The sequence below is a fragment of the Brevundimonas sp. ALps5 genome, from assembly GCF_058681645.1.
This window is the reverse complement of the sequence record NZ_CM178744.1, coordinates 3145257-3161494: the sequence shown is the minus strand read 5'-3', so window position 1 is coordinate 3161494 and position 16238 is coordinate 3145257. Positions and strand designations below refer to the sequence as shown.

General features: G+C 66.9%; 15 protein-coding genes. 8 read left to right on the top strand and 7 right to left on the bottom strand.

The window, feature by feature from the left end:
- Positions 1–68: 68 nt before the first annotated feature.
- Positions 69–845, top strand: coding sequence for an SDR family NAD(P)-dependent oxidoreductase (locus tag ACW172_RS14970; RefSeq protein WP_492032232.1), 777 nt, complete (start codon positions 69–71; stop codon positions 843–845).
- A 15-nt stretch (positions 846–860) separates the two neighbouring features.
- Here ACW172_RS14970 and ACW172_RS14965 read toward each other — a convergent pair whose 3' ends face one another.
- The 3 genes from ACW172_RS14965 to ACW172_RS14955 form a co-directional block, all read right to left on the bottom strand.
- On the bottom strand, positions 861–1628 hold the full coding sequence (locus tag ACW172_RS14965) for an SDR family NAD(P)-dependent oxidoreductase (protein ID WP_492032231.1): 768 nt from the start codon (positions 1626–1628) through the stop codon (positions 861–863).
- A 98-nt stretch (positions 1629–1726) separates the two neighbouring features.
- Positions 1727–3991 (bottom strand): TonB-dependent receptor, encoded by a 2265-nt coding sequence (locus ACW172_RS14960; RefSeq protein ID WP_492032230.1) that lies wholly within the window; start codon positions 3989–3991, stop codon positions 1727–1729.
- Positions 3992–4296: 305 nt separating this feature from the next.
- Positions 4297–5916, bottom strand: a complete 1620-nt coding sequence (locus ACW172_RS14955; protein WP_492032229.1) for an AMP-binding protein — start codon at positions 5914–5916, stop codon at positions 4297–4299.
- Positions 5917–6418: 502 nt separating this feature from the next.
- On the opposite strand from ACW172_RS14955, the gene ACW172_RS14950 reads away from it, so the two are divergent.
- The 7 genes from ACW172_RS14950 to ACW172_RS14920 all read left to right on the top strand — a co-directional run bounded on the left by ACW172_RS14950 (position 6419) and on the right by ACW172_RS14920 (position 12719).
- Entirely contained in the window at positions 6419–7699 is a 1281-nt protein-coding gene (locus ACW172_RS14950; protein ID WP_492032228.1) for a spinster family MFS transporter, read from the top strand.
- A gap of 76 nt (positions 7700–7775) precedes the next feature.
- Entirely contained in the window at positions 7776–8570 is a 795-nt protein-coding gene (locus tag ACW172_RS14945) for an enoyl-CoA hydratase/isomerase family protein (protein WP_492032227.1), read from the top strand.
- Positions 8571–8605: 35 nt separating this feature from the next.
- A complete protein-coding gene (locus ACW172_RS14940) occupies positions 8606–9004 on the top strand; it encodes a Zn-ribbon domain-containing OB-fold protein (RefSeq protein ID WP_492032226.1) in 399 nt (132 codons plus the stop codon).
- A complete protein-coding gene (locus tag ACW172_RS14935; RefSeq protein ID WP_492032225.1) occupies positions 9001–10194 on the top strand; it encodes a thiolase family protein in 1194 nt (397 codons plus the stop codon). Before ACW172_RS14940 ends, ACW172_RS14935 begins: the two co-directional genes overlap by 4 nt.
- A 1-nt stretch (position 10195) precedes the next feature.
- Entirely contained in the window at positions 10196–11212 is a 1017-nt protein-coding gene (locus ACW172_RS14930) for a VOC family protein (RefSeq protein ID WP_492032224.1), read from the top strand.
- 5 nt (positions 11213–11217) lie between these two features.
- Positions 11218–11754: a carboxymuconolactone decarboxylase family protein gene (locus tag ACW172_RS14925; RefSeq protein WP_492032223.1), complete on the top strand. Its 537-nt coding sequence runs from the start codon at positions 11218–11220 to the stop codon at positions 11752–11754.
- Positions 11751–12719, top strand: coding sequence for a DMT family transporter (locus ACW172_RS14920; RefSeq protein ID WP_492032222.1), 969 nt, complete (start codon positions 11751–11753; stop codon positions 12717–12719). Before ACW172_RS14925 ends, ACW172_RS14920 begins: the two co-directional genes overlap by 4 nt.
- Before the next feature lie 9 nt (positions 12720–12728).
- On the opposite strand, the gene ACW172_RS14915 is transcribed toward ACW172_RS14920, so the two are convergent.
- Genes ACW172_RS14915 through ACW172_RS14900 form a run of 4 tightly spaced genes read right to left on the bottom strand, consistent with a single transcriptional unit; the run spans position 12729 to position 16133 of the window.
- Complete coding sequence (locus ACW172_RS14915) at positions 12729–13397, bottom strand: SDR family NAD(P)-dependent oxidoreductase (protein WP_492032221.1); 669 nt, start codon at positions 13395–13397, stop codon at positions 12729–12731.
- A gap of 18 nt (positions 13398–13415) precedes the next feature.
- Entirely contained in the window at positions 13416–14051 is a 636-nt protein-coding gene (locus ACW172_RS14910; protein ID WP_492032220.1) for a glutathione S-transferase family protein, read from the bottom strand.
- Positions 14052–14061: 10 nt separating this feature from the next.
- The gene (locus ACW172_RS14905) at positions 14062–15246 is read right to left on the bottom strand and encodes a thiolase family protein (RefSeq protein ID WP_492032219.1); all 1185 of its coding nucleotides are present in this window, start codon (positions 15244–15246) and stop codon (positions 14062–14064) included.
- A complete protein-coding gene (locus ACW172_RS14900) occupies positions 15243–16133 on the bottom strand; it encodes a 3-hydroxyacyl-CoA dehydrogenase (protein WP_492032218.1) in 891 nt (296 codons plus the stop codon). Before ACW172_RS14900 ends, ACW172_RS14905 begins: the two co-directional genes overlap by 4 nt.
- Between the last annotated feature and the right edge of the window lie 105 nt (positions 16134–16238).

The window sequence follows — 16238 nt, the reverse complement described above, 5'->3', positions numbered from 1 at the left end:
GCGGCGGGCCGGGTTCAATAAGCGCCTGACTACACACGCGAGCGGGCGCTGACGCCCTGGAGATTGGCATGACGATCGAGACCACCGTTCTGGCCGGCAAGAAAATTATCGTCACGGGCGCAGCGCGCGGCATCGGGGCGAGCGCGGCGCGCGCCCTGACGGCGGCGGGCGCAACAGTGACCGGATTGGATCTTGCCGGAAGCCCTGCCGAGTCGGTGACGACGACGATCTCGGGGACGTTGACCTATGGCGTCTGCGATGTGTCCTCGCGCGCTTCCACCGTCGCGGCCTTCGATCAGGCGGTGGCGGAGATGGGCGGCCTGGATGTCCTGATCCACGTCGCCGGCATCCAGAGATACACTCCGGCGGACGGGATCACCGATGAGGAGTGGGATCTGGTTCTCGGGGTCAACGCGAAGGGGACGATGATCACCAACCAGGCCGCCTTCCCGCACCTGAAAGGCAAGGGCGGGAAGATCGTCAACTTCGCATCCGCCGCCGGCGCCGTGGGCCTGAGGGGTTGCGCCCACTATGCGGCGTCGAAGGGCGCCGTGCTGGCCTGGACGCGCACCGTCGCCCAGGAGTGGGGCCCGCATGGGATCTCCGTCAACGCGATCGCACCCGGCATGTGGACGCCGATGTATGACGCGACGCGCGCCGGGATGAGCCCCGAGCAGCTCGAGGCGCACGACAGGATGATGGCCACGATGATTCCGCTGGGCGGACGGCTGGGCGACCCTGACGCCGACATGGCGCCGGTCCTCGTCTTCCTGGCCGGCGACGCCTCGCGCTTCATCACCGGCCAGACCCTGGCGGTGGACGGCGGCCTGATGATGGTTCGTTGACGTCGGGCAAGGCCGTCATCGTGTCATGAGCATGCCACCGTCGATGGGGATGATCTGGCCGCTGACGAACCTTGCGCCCGCCGACGACAGGAAGGCCATCACGGGAACGAAGTCCGTTTCGACATCGCCGAGCCGGCCGCCCAGAGGAATGGTCCGCGCCTTGACGGCGTCGTGGGCGACGAGTTCATCCGGCGTCAATTCGCTCCGCGAGGCCTCGTACATCGGCGTCCAGATGGCCGGCGCGATGGCGTTGCAGCTGATGCCGTAACGACCCCATTCCTGGGCGATCGTCCGCGTCCAGGCGACGACGGCGCCCTTGGCGGCGGCATAGGCGGCCTTGCCCGGATGTCCGCGCACGCCGGCCGCCGATGCGAAATTCAGGATCGCCCCGCCCTCCTCCTTCAGGTGGGGAAACACAGCCCGGTTCATGAGGAAGGTCCCCGTGGCGTTGACCGCCATGGTCCGCTCCCACAGATCCAGCGCGGTGTCGGCTCCGGGGGAGCCTGGCGCGATGCCCGCGGCGTGGATCAGGACATCCAGCCCGCCCAGCATGGCGGCCGCCTGCCCGATCGCCTCCGCGACGGAAGCCTCATTCGACACATCGACAGGGAAGAAGCCGGCCGCGCCTGACGCCTCCACGATCGCCCCGCCCGCGCCGGCGGTCAGGTCGAGAGACACGACCCTCGCGCCCAGGGCCGGAAACGCCCTGACCAGCGCCTCCCCCATGCCGCTCGCGCCGCCGGTGATGAGGATGCGCCGTCCGTCGAGAGACACCAGGGACATGGAACGCGCCTTTCGGATCAGGAGTCAGGCCAAAAAGAGAGCGGCGCGACCCGTTCGGGACCGCGCCGCCAAGGCTCACAGGAAGTCAGGTTGGAAAATCAGAAGGCGTAGGAGACGTTCACCCCATAGGTGCGGGGCTCGCCGACGACGATCGAGTTGAAGTTGGCTGCGGCGAAGGACCCGGATCGCGCGGCGAAATACTCGTCGGTCAGGTTCTTGCCATAGGCGGTTATGGTGATCGGACGGTCGTCAAAGGTGTAGGCCACCTTCGCGTTCAGCAGACCGTAGCCTCCCTGGCTGATCGATTTCCGCTGGAAATCGGTCAATGGCACGGGCCCTGCACCCGTGATGGTGACCGTGTTCAGGAAGAAGACCTCGGAACGGTAGTTGTAATCGAGGTGCAGATCGACGCGACCGAAGCCGAGGTCCAGCGGATAGTCGGCGCTGACGGCATAGGTCGTCTTGGCGACGGTCGGCACCTCCGACCCCTTGTAGGGCCCTTCGGTGAACTCCGGGTGGATCAGGCCGAGCGACGCGTTGAGGCGCAGGTCGCCCAGCAGGGCCGTCGCCTCAAACTCGCCGCCATAGATTTCCGCCGAGCCCGAGTTCAGCACCGCGATGATCACGGGGCTGGCCGACAGGATCGCGTTCTGCTGGATGTCCTCGAATTTCGAGAAGTAGCCGCTGACCGCGACGCGCAGGCGCTTGTCGAAGAAGGCCAGTTTTGTCCCCGCCTCGTAGCTGCCGACGCTTTCCTCGCCGAACGGCGTGTAGAAGGCGGCCGTGGTCCCGCTCGCCTGCTGGAAACCGCCGGCGCGGAAGCCCTTGGAGAATTTCGCGAACAGCAGGCCGTCGCCGGGCAGGCGATAATCGATGCCGACGGTGAACGGCACGGTGTCGAAGGTGATGCTCGGCGGGTGGTAGTAGCATCCCGCCGGGTCCTGGTTGAGGCCGATGGCGGTGAACGGACAGGCGGCCGGCGTCAGGGCGGACGCCGGCGGCTCGGCCACCGTCGAACTGGAGGAGGCCACAGCCGTGCGGGCGGGGGTGTAGACCATGTCGCGCTTGTCGGACACGACCCGCAGACCCGCCGTCAATCGCAGGTTCGGAATGACCTCATAGCTGATCTGCGCAAAGGCGCTGACCGAGGTGTTTTCGGGGCGGATGGTATTGTCCTGGATCGCGGCGGGCACGCGCGTGATCGGGGAGTTGCGGATGTTCTCGCGGAAATAATAGGCGCCCGTGGTCCAGTCGAGCCGGTCGCCGAACGCCTGGCCGTTCAGCTGGAACTCTTGCGAGACCTGATATCCGGCCAGTTTGAAGGTACGCACATCGGCGGTCGGGAACGGCGTGCCGTCCAGATCGGAGGCGCCCTCGAAATTGACGTTGCGATAGCCGGTGATCGACTTCAGCGTCGCCCACCCGAGCTGGGCCGTGACCGTGCCGGTGAAGTCATAGACCGTGGTGTCGTTGACCGGATTGTAGCCGGCCTGGCTGATGCGCGAACCCGAGGCGGCCGCATAGGGCGCGTACTGGGCGGGCGAGAGACCGGCCTGATAGGAGTTCAGCACCCACAGCGGCTGATGGTTCGAGCCTTCGTACCGGTCGGCGCTCAGATCGATCCGCAGATCGGGCGTGATGTCGGCCCGCAGGCTGGCGCGGAGGAAATCGTCGTTCTGATCCGCGACATCGCCGCCAACCACGGTGTTGCGTCCGTAGCCGGAGTGCTCGACATGGCTGTAGACCAGCCGGGCCGCCAGCTTGTCCTCGGCGATCGGCAGGTTGACGATGGCCGTGCCCGACAGGGCGTCATAGTTGCCGTAGCCGATCTTCACCGAGCCGCCGAGGTCATAGCTCGGCTTGTTGGTCGAGATATTGAGCGCGCCGCCGATGGTGTTGCGGCCGAACAGCGTCCCTTGCGGCCCCCGCAGCACCTCTGCCGCGGCGACGTCAACGAGCGCGAAATTGCTGCCCTCGGGCCGCGCGTAATAGATGCCGTCGACGTAGGTCCCGACCGCCTGGTCGACGTTGGGCAGGACCCCGCCGGGGGCGACGCCGCGGATGGCAAGGATGAGATCGTTGTTGCCGTAGGGCGTGGCGGTGAAGGTCACGGACGGGGCGTTCTCGGTCAGGGCGCGCACATCGGTGATCTGGCGCCGCTCGAGCTCTGCGGTTCCGAAAGCGGTGACGGCGACCGGAACATCCTGCAGGCGCTGCTCGCGCCGCTGGGCGGTGACGATGACGTCCTCGATGCCGATGGCGGTCTCCGGCTCGGCGGGGGCGGTCTGGGCGAACGCCGCGAAAGGCAGGCCCAGGGCCGAAACGCTCGCGCAGAGCCCGATCTTCCAGGTCGATGTCTTCATGTCCGTTCCCTCTTCCCCGCCGCCCGAAATGGGTCGGCCAGATCGGCCTGTACGGAGCCTCGTCGGGTCCCTGGCCGCTTTTCATTGAGGGCACGGGACACCAATGCGCGCCTTCGTGTCAATCAAATTGATCTGATATCGGAATGTCGTTCTGTATCCAATCTATCTTTTGAACAGATTCACGAAATCTGTCTCACAGCTTTCCGCGTCAGACACAGGCTCTCGATCGCGCCTGGAACAGCACGAGGGACAGCTTCGGCCGACCGGAGGCGACGGCCTGGAAAGAGGAAGGCCCCGCGGAAGCCCTACCGTTTCGGTTTGACGTCCGAGGTCTCGATATCCCAGGTCGTCGTCGTGGCGCCTTCGTCCCTGAGCTGGAATTTGAGCACCCTGCCCTGCGGATTCACCGGCAGCTCGGACCGGAACTCGATGTAGCGTGGCACCGCGTAATACGGCACCCGCTCCACCAACCACCGGCACAGCTCTTCCTCGGTCAGGACGGCGTCGGGCTTCAGTTTCGCCGTCACCTTGAGATCGTCTTCCTGCAGGTTCGACGGCACGGCATGGACGGCCACCTGCTCGATGGCGGGGTGGGTCAGGATCGAGGTTTCCATCTCGAAACTGGAAATATTCTCACCCCGTCGGCGCAGATAATCCTTCTTGCGATCGACGAAGTAGAAGAAGCCGTTCTCGTCGAACTTGCCGATGTCACCGGTGTGGAACCACAGGTTCCCCCAGACCTTCAGCGTGTCTTCCGGCCGACGCCAGTATCCCTTGAAGATGATGTCCGGCAGCAGCGGCCGACAGACCACCTCCCCCGCGGTTCCGACGGGGACCTCGTTGTCGTTGTCGTCGAAGATGCGGACGTCGAGTTCCGGCGCCGCCTTGCCCGACGAGCCTTCGGCATAGGATCCGTCGGCGGGCATGGATGTCAGAAGCCCTTCGGTCAGACCGTAGACGTTGGAGCCGACCTTCTTCGCGCCGAAACGGTCGCGCCAGATTTGTTTGATCTCCTCGGGGAACGGATTGCCCTTGACCGTGTGCACCTGGCCGAAACAGCGCGCCATGGCTTCGTGTTCGTCGGCGCGAGCCAGCATGGTGCCCAGCGACCCGAGGATCGAGACGACGGTGGCCCCGGACGCCTCGATCGCGGGCCAGAAGCCGGAGACCGAGAATTTCGGCGCGAACGAGATCGTCGCCCCGACCAGCATCACGGATACGACGCCGGTCGCCAGGGCGTTCATGTGGAACAGGGGCAGAGGCGTCCAGTAGATGTCGTCCGGACCGAACGGCGCCGAGCGCGTCAGCATTCGCGCGAAGTGGCACATCTGGTTGCCGGTGATCATGCAGCCCTTGGATGGGCCGGTCGTGCCGGACGTGTAGATCAGGGCGTTCAACGCGCCCGGATCGGGCAGGTCCTCGAAAGCGCTGTCGTCGGTTCCCCGGTAGTCATCCAGCGGTGCGATCGTCAGCGACGATCCCGTCACGGGCTCGAAGTCGCCGCGCACCAGAACCGTTTTCAGCGTCGTCAGCTGGTCTTCGATGTCGAGAACGCGGGACAGATAGCGCGCCTCGCAGACCATGAGGGCCGGGCCCGTGTCCTCGATCTGGTGACGCAGGAATTGGCCGATAAGGGCCGTGTTGAGCGGAACGCTGATCGCGGAAATCTTGTTGGCGGCGATCCAGGTGGTGACGGCGTCGACGTTGTTGTCCAGCATCGAGATGATGGGCTGGCCGGCGGACAGCCCCAGATCGCGCAGCACATGGGCGAACCTGTTGCTGGCCTGATCGAAGGCCCGGTAGGTATGTTTCTCACCGCTGAAGTCGAGGAAGATCTTGTCGGGATGGGCCGTCACCGCCCGGCCCAGCGCCGCCACCGGCGTGTCCCGCGGTCCGACCTGCCATCCGGCTTCAATCTGGGTCATTGCAGTCATCCGTCCACTCTTCCAGGCGGCTCGCCCTGACGAGGCCCGGCGTGGTCGCGACCACCTCCGGGGCTGCAGGCCGGCCGAGGCGCCGCGCATTCCTGTCCCGCGACCCGGTCCTCCGCACCCCGTTCACCGGATGTCCAGGCCGAATCCCGACCCCGGCGACAGGCGTCGACAGGGTCACTCGCCAGACTAGGGGCCAAGGCGGACCGGGTCCAGCATCAATTCTGATATCAGGTTTATGTTCTGTTTTCAGAAGCTGCATTTTCGGCTGCGAACATCGCCAAACCCCCGTCCCGCCTGATCCCCTCGGAAGAACCGCGTGGCTTCCGGAAAAATATTCTGATACCAGAACGTCGTTTCGCTTGCCGAACAACCTCTCGTCTTCTAGCCTCACTGAAAGAGCCGCACCATCAAGTGCGCCGGGAGGGATTTCTGTGCCTGTCATCCATCGCATCACGGCGACGCTGCAGCCCGACGGCAAGGCAGGCCTCTGATCATGGCGAACGCATCGCCTTCACCGCTCGCCAAAGGCGCGTGGTATACGCTGGTCATTCTGACGCTGGTCTATGTCTCGAACTCGATCGACCGGACCGCGATGTCGATCCTGATCGAACCGGTGAAGGCCGAGTTCAAACTGTCCGACAGCCAGCTGGGCTTGCTGACGGGTCTCGCCTTCGGCCTGACCTATGCGCTGGCTGGCCTGCCGATGGGTTGGCTGATCGACCGGGTGAACCGGACGAAACTGCTTGCGGCGGTCGTCGCGATCTGGAGCCTGTGCACGACCATCTGCGGCTTCGCCCAGAACTATCCGGCCCTGGTCATGGCGCGGCTCGCCGTCGGGGCCTCGGAGTCGGCGGCGGCGCCGACGGCCATGTCGATGATCGCCGACCTGTTTCCCAAGGATCGCCGCTCGACGGCCATGGGCATCTTCTGGACCAGCACGGCCTTCGGCACCGCCACCAGCCTGGTGCTCGGCGGCGTGATCGCGGCCAACTACGGCTGGCGGGCCGCGTTCTTCGTCGCCGGGGCCCCGGGCCTGATCCTCGCCGTCCTGATCTTCCTGACAGTCCGTGAACCTGCCCGCGAACGGGATATCGGCCAGAGCGAAGGATCGCCCGCTCCCTCGTTCCTGCAGACACTGAAGTTCGTCTGCGCCAACCCGACGGTCTTCCATGCCTTCGCAGGCGTGGGCCTCGCCTCCCTGGCCATGTCGGGCGTCCCCGTCTGGGCCGCTTCCTTCCTGGTCCGCACACAGGGCTTTACCCTTCCCCAGGCGGGTCTCATGGCGGGCCTCGGCGTTGGTCTGTTCGGCGCGCTCGGCTCCCTGCTGGGCGGTCCGGTCGGTGATGCGGTTGTCCGCCGCTGGGGCGTCCACACCTTACCCGCCGTACCGATGACCGCCTGTATTCTGGCCTGCATCTCCGGTCTCGTCTTCGCGCTTGGATCGTCGCTGCTGATCGTGGCGCTGGGCTTCATCGTCTTCGAAATCGTCTCACGCGCCTTCACTGCCCCGGCCTACGCCATCCTTGTCACCGGCGTTGAACCCCGTATGCGCGGCGTCGTGATTTCGGCGGTCCAGGCCGTGACCAACCTGATCGGTTATGGCGTCGGCCCCCTCGTGGTGGGTGTCGTCAGCGACCGTGTCGGCGGGCCCAACTCGCTGAAGGTCGGCATCGCGGCGGTGATGATCTTCAGCCTGTGGTCCGGCCTTCACTTCCTGGCCGCCTGGTTCGCCGCGCGGCGTTCGGAACGTTTCGCGGGCGGGACTGTCGCATGATCGCCTTCCCGCCCCTTTCCAACGACACCTTCGGAGGCCGGACGCCGGCCGCCGACCGCGCCGGAGCATGACCGCCATGGCCGACGGAGCCATCGAACACACCGTCCAGATCGAACGCGTCAACCGCGTCGGCTGGATCATCCTCAACCGCCCGGGCCAGATCAATGCGATCAACCTGGCCCTGCGGCGCGAGACCCAGCAGGCGCTTGACCTGCTCGACAAGGACCCGGACATCGGCGCGATCGTGATCCGGGGCATGGGCGAGCGCGGCTTCTGCGCCGGCGCCGACATCAAGTCCCAGGCGGATGCGAGCTCCCTGCCCGCGCTGCGGGACGGCATGACGCCGGGCTGGATCGAGACGCTCGACAAGGTCCGCAAGCCCGTCATCGCCGCCATCCACGGCTATTGCCTCGGCGGCGGTCTCGAAATTTCGATGGCCTGCGACATCCGCATCGCTACGCCGAACGCGGTGTTCGGCCTGCCGGAGACCGGGCTCGGCCTGATCCCGGGCGGCGGCGGCACCCAGCGTCTGCCCCGCATCGTCGGGCTGGGTCGGGCCCTGGACCTGCTGCTGACCGGCGACCGGATCGACGCGGCGGAAGCGCACCGGATCGGCTTGGTGTCCCGCCTCTCGACCTCGAACGAGAGCCTGATCGAGGAGGTGCAGGCGCTCGCCGAGCGGATCGCCGCCAAGCCGGCCACCGCCACGGCCTATGCCAAGGAAGCCGCGCGCAATGGTCTGGAGCTGACGCTCGAAGCCGGCCTCAGGCTGGAGAAGGACCTGTTCGTCCTCCTGATGTCGACCGAGGACCGCAAGGAAGCCGCCGCCGCCTTCAAGGAAAAACGCCCCCCCGTTTTCAGGGGGCGCTAGATGCACCCTCGTCTTCACAGTCCAGGGGCCGAACGGTGAGAAAACTTCCTCTGCTCAACGCGGAAACGCGGCCGTTCTGGACCGGCGGCGAGGTCGGCGAGCTGCGCATCTGTCGTTGCGGCGACTGCGCGCGCTACTTCCACCCCCCGGCTCCGATCTGTCGCGACTGCAACAGCATCAACGTCAGCCCGACGCCGGTCTCCGGACGCGGCACGGTCCTGACCTTCACCATCAACCACCAGGCCTGGACGCCGGAGCTCACCGAACCCTACGTCGTCGCCATCATCGAGCTGGAGGAGCAGGACGGCCTGCGCTTCCTGTCCAACATCGTGAACTGCGCGCCCGAAGCGGTCGCGATCGGCATGCCGGTGAGCGTCGTGTTCGAAAACGTCGAGGACGTCTGGATCCCGCTGTTCGAGAAGGCAGCCGCATGACGGCCTCCCGCTTCCTCGAAAAGAATGTCGCCATCACCGGCATCGGCCAGTCCGAGGTCGGCCGGCCGTCCACCCGCTCGGCCATGCAACTGACCGTAGACGCGGCGCTTGAGGCGATCGCCGACGCAGGGCTGAGCCCGAAGGACATCGATGGCGTCTGTTCCTGGCCCGGCGACAACTCCAACGGCTCAAGCTTTTCTCCGGTCGGACCGCTGTCCGTGCTCTCGATGCTGGGCCTGAACTGCAACTGGTTCAGCGGCGGCTATGAGGCGGCAGGCCCGTTGGCGGGCGTGATGCAAGGCGCGATGGCGATCGCCTCGGGTCTGGCGAACAATGTGCTGGTCTTCCGCACCATCACTGAATCGAGCAACCGCACCAGCGGCTCGAAGGACCAGAGCCTCGCCGCCAAGTCCGGCCCGCGCGACGGCAATTTCATGTGGCAGTGGTGCACACCGTTCAACGTGCTGTCGGTCGTGAATATCACCGCCATGTACGCTGCCGCCCACATGGCGAAGTACGGCACTACGCCGGAACAGCTGGCCCAGATCGCCCTGACCACCCGCCGCAACGCCCAGCTCAATCCGAAGGCCGTCATGCGCAAGCCCATGACGATGGATGACTATTTCGCGTCGAAGATGATCTCGACGCCGTTGCGCATGTTCGACTGCGACGTGCATTGCGACGCCTCGACCGCCATCGTCCTGTCGCGCCGGGACATCGCCAAGGACCTGCGCAATCCACCGATCCGGATCGAGGCGATCGGGGCGGCGATGAACCAGCCCTATCTGTGGGACCAGGTCGATCTGACCGCCAACGCCATGCCCGACGCAGCGGCCGCCATGTGGGCGCGCACCGATCTGAAACCCGCCGATGTCGATACGGCCCAGCTCTACGACGGCTTCAGCATCCTGACGATGATGTGGCTGGAGGGGCTCGGCCTTTGCCCGAAGGGTCAGAGCGGCGCCTTCGTCGAGGGAGGGCGGCGGATCGCCCTGGACGGCGAACTCCCCCTGAACACCAACGGCGGCCAGCTTTCCGGCGGACGCACCCACGGCATGGGCTACGTGCACGAGGCCTGCACCCAGCTCTGGAAGCGAGGCCGCGAACGCCAGATCCGCGACCCGCAGGTCGCCGTCTGCGCCGCCGGCGGCGGCCCGCTTGCCGGCAGCCTGTTGCTGGTCAGGGACTGACATGACGCGCGGCGCGCGCTTCCCCGCCGCCGACGAGAAGGAGAACGAGATGAGCCTTTACGACCTGCTGCTGAGCGGCGACCTGATGGTCCACGACGCCGACCATACGGCCGAACAGATCGTCTCCAAGCTGGAGATTCATGGCCACGCCAACTGGCGTCAGGCCTTCCCCGGCCACCCCTATGTCGCCCATTTCCTGCGCGTGCATAAGTCGCTGGCCGTCTCGCCGACCCGGGTCGAGCCCCAGGGCCACCTCGACTTCCCGAACCACGGCGATCCGATGTTCCCCGGCTTCCTCAAGAGCCTCGAGGACTTCCAGGGGCCGTTCCGCCCTATCAAGACCCACGCCACGGTCCTCGTCTCCGACAATATCGGCGGCGTGGTCGAGCATCTGCTCAGCAAGAACCAGCCCTTCCGCCTTGCCCAGCTGACGCCCGAGATGCCGTTCGACCGTCTGTGGGTCGGCTGCACGCCCGAAAACCCGGTCTATGAGCCCTCGGTCGACGGGGGCCTGTGCATCGAGGTCATTCCGCTGGCGGCGATCCAGATGCCGGCCGAGGCCTTCACCACCCCACCGCCCCGCCCCCGCGATCCGAAGCCCGGCGACATGGTCCGGGTCGTCGGACGCGGCTTCCTCGTCCGCGATCTGGACGACGTGCTGCGCCGTCTCGACCAGAACCTCGATCTCCAGCCCGCCTCCCCCGTCGAACAGCTGGATGGCGAGGGCTACAAGATCGCCCGCATCGGCTTCAACCTCGGGACCAGCGCGACGCTGGACGTCATCCAGCCGACGCAGTGGGACAGTCCCTCGGGCCGCTATCTGCACAACTGGGGACCCGGCCCGCACTATATCCGCATCTCGGTCAACGGCCTGGACGCCAAGGCCGAGCGGCTAAGGGCCCTGGGCGTCAGGTTCGAGCGCATCGAACACTCCGAGGCCGTCGGCGGCGCCCTGCTGCGCGTCGATCCGGCCGAGCTCGGCGGGGCCATCTTCGAATTCTGCGAAGACAGGGGATAGCCAGAATGGCCCGCGTCGCCCCCCTGCCCCTCGAAAGCCTGTCGGACCCGCTGCGCGCCTCGATCGATCGCGGCACGGCCAGCCGCATGCTGTCCAACACCCTGCCGGTCCAGATCTGGGCGCGCCGCCCGGCCGCGGCCAACGCCTGGCTCGGCACGATGGCCGAGATCCACGAACGCGGCGTCCTTCCCGAGCGGCTGCGCGAACTGGTCCGGCTCAAGATCGCCTCGATCACCACCTGTCCGGTCTGCCAGATCGCCCGCAAGTCCGACGACGTCTCCGAAGCCGACATCGTCGCCTGCAGCGACTGGTCCGACCCGCGCTTCAGCCCGCCCGAGCAGGCCGCCCTGCGGTTCGCCGAGCTTTTCGCAGGCGACTATTTCTCGCTGGGCGACGAGGTCTATGCCCATCTCCGCGAGCATTTCAGCGAGGAACAGATCGTCGAACTGCATCTGTTCAGCGGCCTGATGCTGGCCGGCGGTCGGATGACCTATGTGCTCAAGGGCTACGAGGAGACAGACTCCGGGGAAGCGGCGGCGTGAAAGCCTGGTTCGCGCGCCTGAGCCCCAATACCCAGGGCGCGATCTGGGTTCTGCTGTCCGGCGTGACCTTCGTCACCATGACGACCCTGGTGAAGCACCTCAGCGGTGATTACCCGTCCCACGTCCAGAATTTCTACCGCCAGACCGGGTCGTTGATCGTCGCCATCCCCTTCATGCTGCGGAACCCCCGACAGGTGCTGTTCGTGCCGCACCGGACGATGCCCGCCCTGTTCCTGCGATCCCTGCTGGCGACGGTCGGCATGATCCTGCTGCTCTACACCTATGAGGCCATGCCGATGGCCGAGGCGAACGCCCTGTCGTTCACCCGCCCGCTCTGGGTCGTTCTGCTGGCCGCCCTGTTCCTGCGCGAGACCATCGGCCCCAGCCGGATCGCCGCGGTTCTGATGGGTTTCGTCGGCGTGGTCATCATCATGAGGCCGTGGGGCGCCGGGGTCGCCGTCGGCTGGCCCCACCTCGCCGCCCTGGTCTCCGCCCTGTGCCTCGCGGGCACGATCACGGGCGTGAAATCCCTGACCCGGGACCTCTCGGCCAGCTCGATCCTGGTCTGGTCCAGCATCATCGGCGAGCTTCTCTGCCTGCCCTTCGCCATCGCCGACTGGCGCTGGCCCAGCGTGGGCGATCTGATCCCCCTGTTCCTGATCGGCCTGCTCAGCGCGGCCAACCAGGTGCTGTTCATCAAGGGAATGGCGGTCGGCGAAGCCGCTGTTCTGGCGCCCATCGACTATGCGCGGCTGGTGCTGTCGGTGATCGCCGGCCTGCTGGTCTTCGGGGAATGGCCGGATGTCTTCACCTGGCTCGGCGCCGGTGTGATCGTGGTCTCGACCCTCTACATCACCATCCGCGAGATCCAGTCGAAACGGGCGAAGACCCTCGCCATCGACGCAGGTCAGCCGGACGCATCAACGCCGTTGGGATTGAATACGGAAGCCGACCGGACGCCCTGAGCGGCCCTGTCAGGACGCGGCGAGCGCGATCCCTGCGCCGTTCACGGCGACGGAAGCGTCCGACAGCAAAAAGGCGATCACCTCGGCCGCATCGGCCGGACGCACCCATCCCGCCGGATCCGCGTCGGGCATGTCCCTGCGGTTGGTCGGGGTATCGAGGATGGTCGGCAGGACCGCATTGACACGAACGCCCTTACCGCGAACCTCGTCGGCCAGACTGCGGGTCAGGGCCATGACGCCGGCCTTGGACGCCGCATAGGGCGCCATACCCGTCGCCGGATCGATCGCGCCCGCCGCCCCGACATTGACGATCGCCCCGCCCTGTTTCAGCAGGTGCGGCAGCGCCGACCGGCTGGCCAGGGCCGCCGTCAGCAGGTTGGTCCGGAACATCCGGTCCCAGCTGTCCGCCTCGCCGCCCATCATCGGCTCCCAGACGAACCCGCCCGCGACATTGGCCAGTCCATGAACCGCGCCGAGCGTCGCGACGACTGTGTCGAACGCCGCGCCGACCGACGCCACGTCCGCCAGATCCACGCCGGGCAAGGTCAGGTCAGCCTCGATCTCGACGGAGGGCGCCGCATCCACGGCCGCGACGATTGCGCCATCGGCCTTCAGTCGGGCGACCACTGCGCGGCCGAGCGCGCCCGAGGCGCCGGTGACGATCACGACCCTGGACATGGCTGGCCTCTCGGTTGCTCAGGAAGGAAAGGGCGGCGTCTTCTCACGCGCCATGGCGCGCTGAACGCCGGGTCGTTCGGCCATGCGTCGCGCCAATGCCGAATAGTGGGTCATCTCCGCCATCGGATAGTCGCCGGCTACGCCCCAGGCGTAGAAGACCAGCGCATAGGCGTCCGCCACCGACAGACGCTCCCCGACCAGCCAGTCGCGACCGGCCAACAGGGCGTCGACCTTGCGCAGATTGGCCTCGAACCGGATCCGTCCTTCGGTCTTCAGCGGCTCCCAGGCCGTCTCGTCGGCGGTGAAGCGGAGCGGCGCGCGCGCCATCCGGCCGGTGATGTGAACCGTGCTGGCGAACCAGGCGGTCAGCGACAGGGCCTTGGCCTGATCGAACAGGTCGTCGGGCAGAAGCCCGGCCTCGGGGGCCAACCGCGCGACATAGTTCAGGATGGCCACGTTCTCGGTCAGCAGCCGGCCGTCGGAAATCAGGGCCGGAACGCTTCCCGAAGGATTGGTCTCACGCCAGACGGCGACCGAGGCCGGGTCGTGCAACCGGATGCGACTGGCCTCGAACGGCAGACCGGACTCCTCCAGCGCGACGTGCGACGCCAGCGAACAGGTGGTCGGGGTGTAGTGGAAGGTCAGTTCAGGCATCGACGCCCCTTCAGGCGGGTTTCGGCATCAGGTTCTCATAGACGGTCGCCGTGGCCAGGCCGCCGGCGCAACAGATCGCCTGCAGGCCGTACTTCTGGCCCGTCCGGCCCAGTTCATGGATCAGACTGGTCGCCAGCCGCGCGCCGGTCGCGCCCAGTGGATGGCCCAGGGCGATGGCGCCGCCATTGACGTTCAGCCGGTCGGCGCCGACGCCGGTCTGCTGAAGCCACATCAGCGGCACGCTGGCGAAGGCCTCATTGACCTCGAACAGGGCGATCTCGTCGAAGGACAGCCCGGCCAGAGCCGCTGCTTTCTGGCTGGCGGCGATGGGCCCTTCCAGCATCATCACCGGATCGGCGCCCACGACGGCGACGGACTTGACCAGCGCCAGCGGCGTCAGGCCATACGCCTTCACCGCCCTTTCGGACGCCAGCAGCACGACCGCCGCCCCATCGGAAATCTGGGAGGCGTTGCCCGCGGTGACGCGGCCGTTCTCGCGGAAGCTGGTCTTCAGCGTCGAGAGCTTCTCGCGGCTGGTGTCGCGCCGGATGGTCTGGTCGGCGTCCAGGGTCTCGCGCGGCCCCTCCCAGTCCTTCTCGGCCAGATCGCCGACGGGAATGGACACCGTCTCGGCGCGGAAATAGCCGGCGTCGGTGGCGACGGCCGCACGACGATGGCTCTCGGCCGCATAGTCGTCCAGGGCATCCCTGTCGAAGCCGTATTTGTCGGCGATCCGCTCGGCCGCCTCGCCCTGGGAGGTCAGTTCATACCGATCCGAAACCATCCAGCCGAAGGCCTCGCCGTGGATGGCGCGGTTCGAGCCCATCGGCACGCGCGACATGGCCTCGGCCCCGCCCGCGACCACAAGGTCGCTGAGCCCCGCCGCGATCTGGGCCGCGCCGATATGGATGGCGGCTTCCGAAGACCCGCATTTGCGATCGACGGTCATGGCCGGGATCGTCTCGGGCCAGCCGGCGCCCAGCAGTGATGTGCGCGCGATATTGGCCGACTGCTCCCCGATCTGGGTCACATTGCCGAAGATGACGTCGTCGATCTGCATCGCCTCGACGCCCGCCCGGGCGATCAGTTCATTCAGGGCGTGGGCGCCCAGATGGTCGGCGCGCACTCCGGCCAGGGCGCCGCGGAATTTGCCGATGGGCGTGCGAACCGCCGCGACCACATAGACCGGGTTCACAGGTTGCTCCCGCGCAGGCCCGAGCCCGGCACCTTGACGCCGTTCTCGTACTTGTAGACGCCCCAGCCGACCTTGCGGCCATAGCGCCCCGCCTTGACCATCTTGATGATCAGCGGGCACGGCCTGAACTTGTCGCCCAGGGTCGCGTGCAGATAGTGCAGCACCGACAGACGCGTGTCCCAGCCGGTCAGGTCGCCGAGCTCCAGCGGCCCCATCGGATGGTTGAAGCCGAGCCTGAGGGCCGTATCGATATCCTCGGCCGTCGCGGCGCCTTCCTGCAGCATCCACATCGCCTCATTGCCGGCCATGGCGGACATCCGGCTGGTCGTCAGGCCCGGCGTCTCGTTGACGACGATCGCCGTCTTGCCGAGCTGGGCCACATAGTCGCGGCACAGGGCCACGGCCTCGTCGGTGGTGGCGAGGCCCCGCACCAGCTCGACCAGCTTCATCTTCTGGACCGGGTTGAAGAAATGCATGCCGATGACCCGGGTCGGGTCCTGACAGGCGGCGGCGATCTCGGTCACGCTCAGCGCCGAGGTGTTGGTCGCCAGCAGGCCGGTCGGCGCCATCACGGCCTCGGCCTTGCGCACCACATCGATCTTGATCGCCAGATTCTCGGAGACGGTTTCGACCAGCAGGTCCGCGCCCGCCGCGCCGTCCGTGACGCCCCCGAAAGTCGTCAGCCGGGCCAGGGCGGCGCTCGCCGCCGTTTCCTCGACCTTGCCCAGCCGGACCCCGTCGGCGAGAATTCCCGCGATCGTCTTTTCCGCCTTGGCCAGCTGTTCGGACGAGACGTCGATCAGACGGACATCATGGCCCGACGACGCGAACGCATGCGCGATCCCGACGCCCATCAGGCCGGCCCCCACCACTGCAACCTTGGCCAATACTCTATTCCTTTGCTGGGCCGGTCATCGCGCCGTCAGGGGCAGGCCATGCGCCGACGGAGCCGGTTTCACCGGGCCGCTTCAGACGCTGGGCCTCCCCCGAGC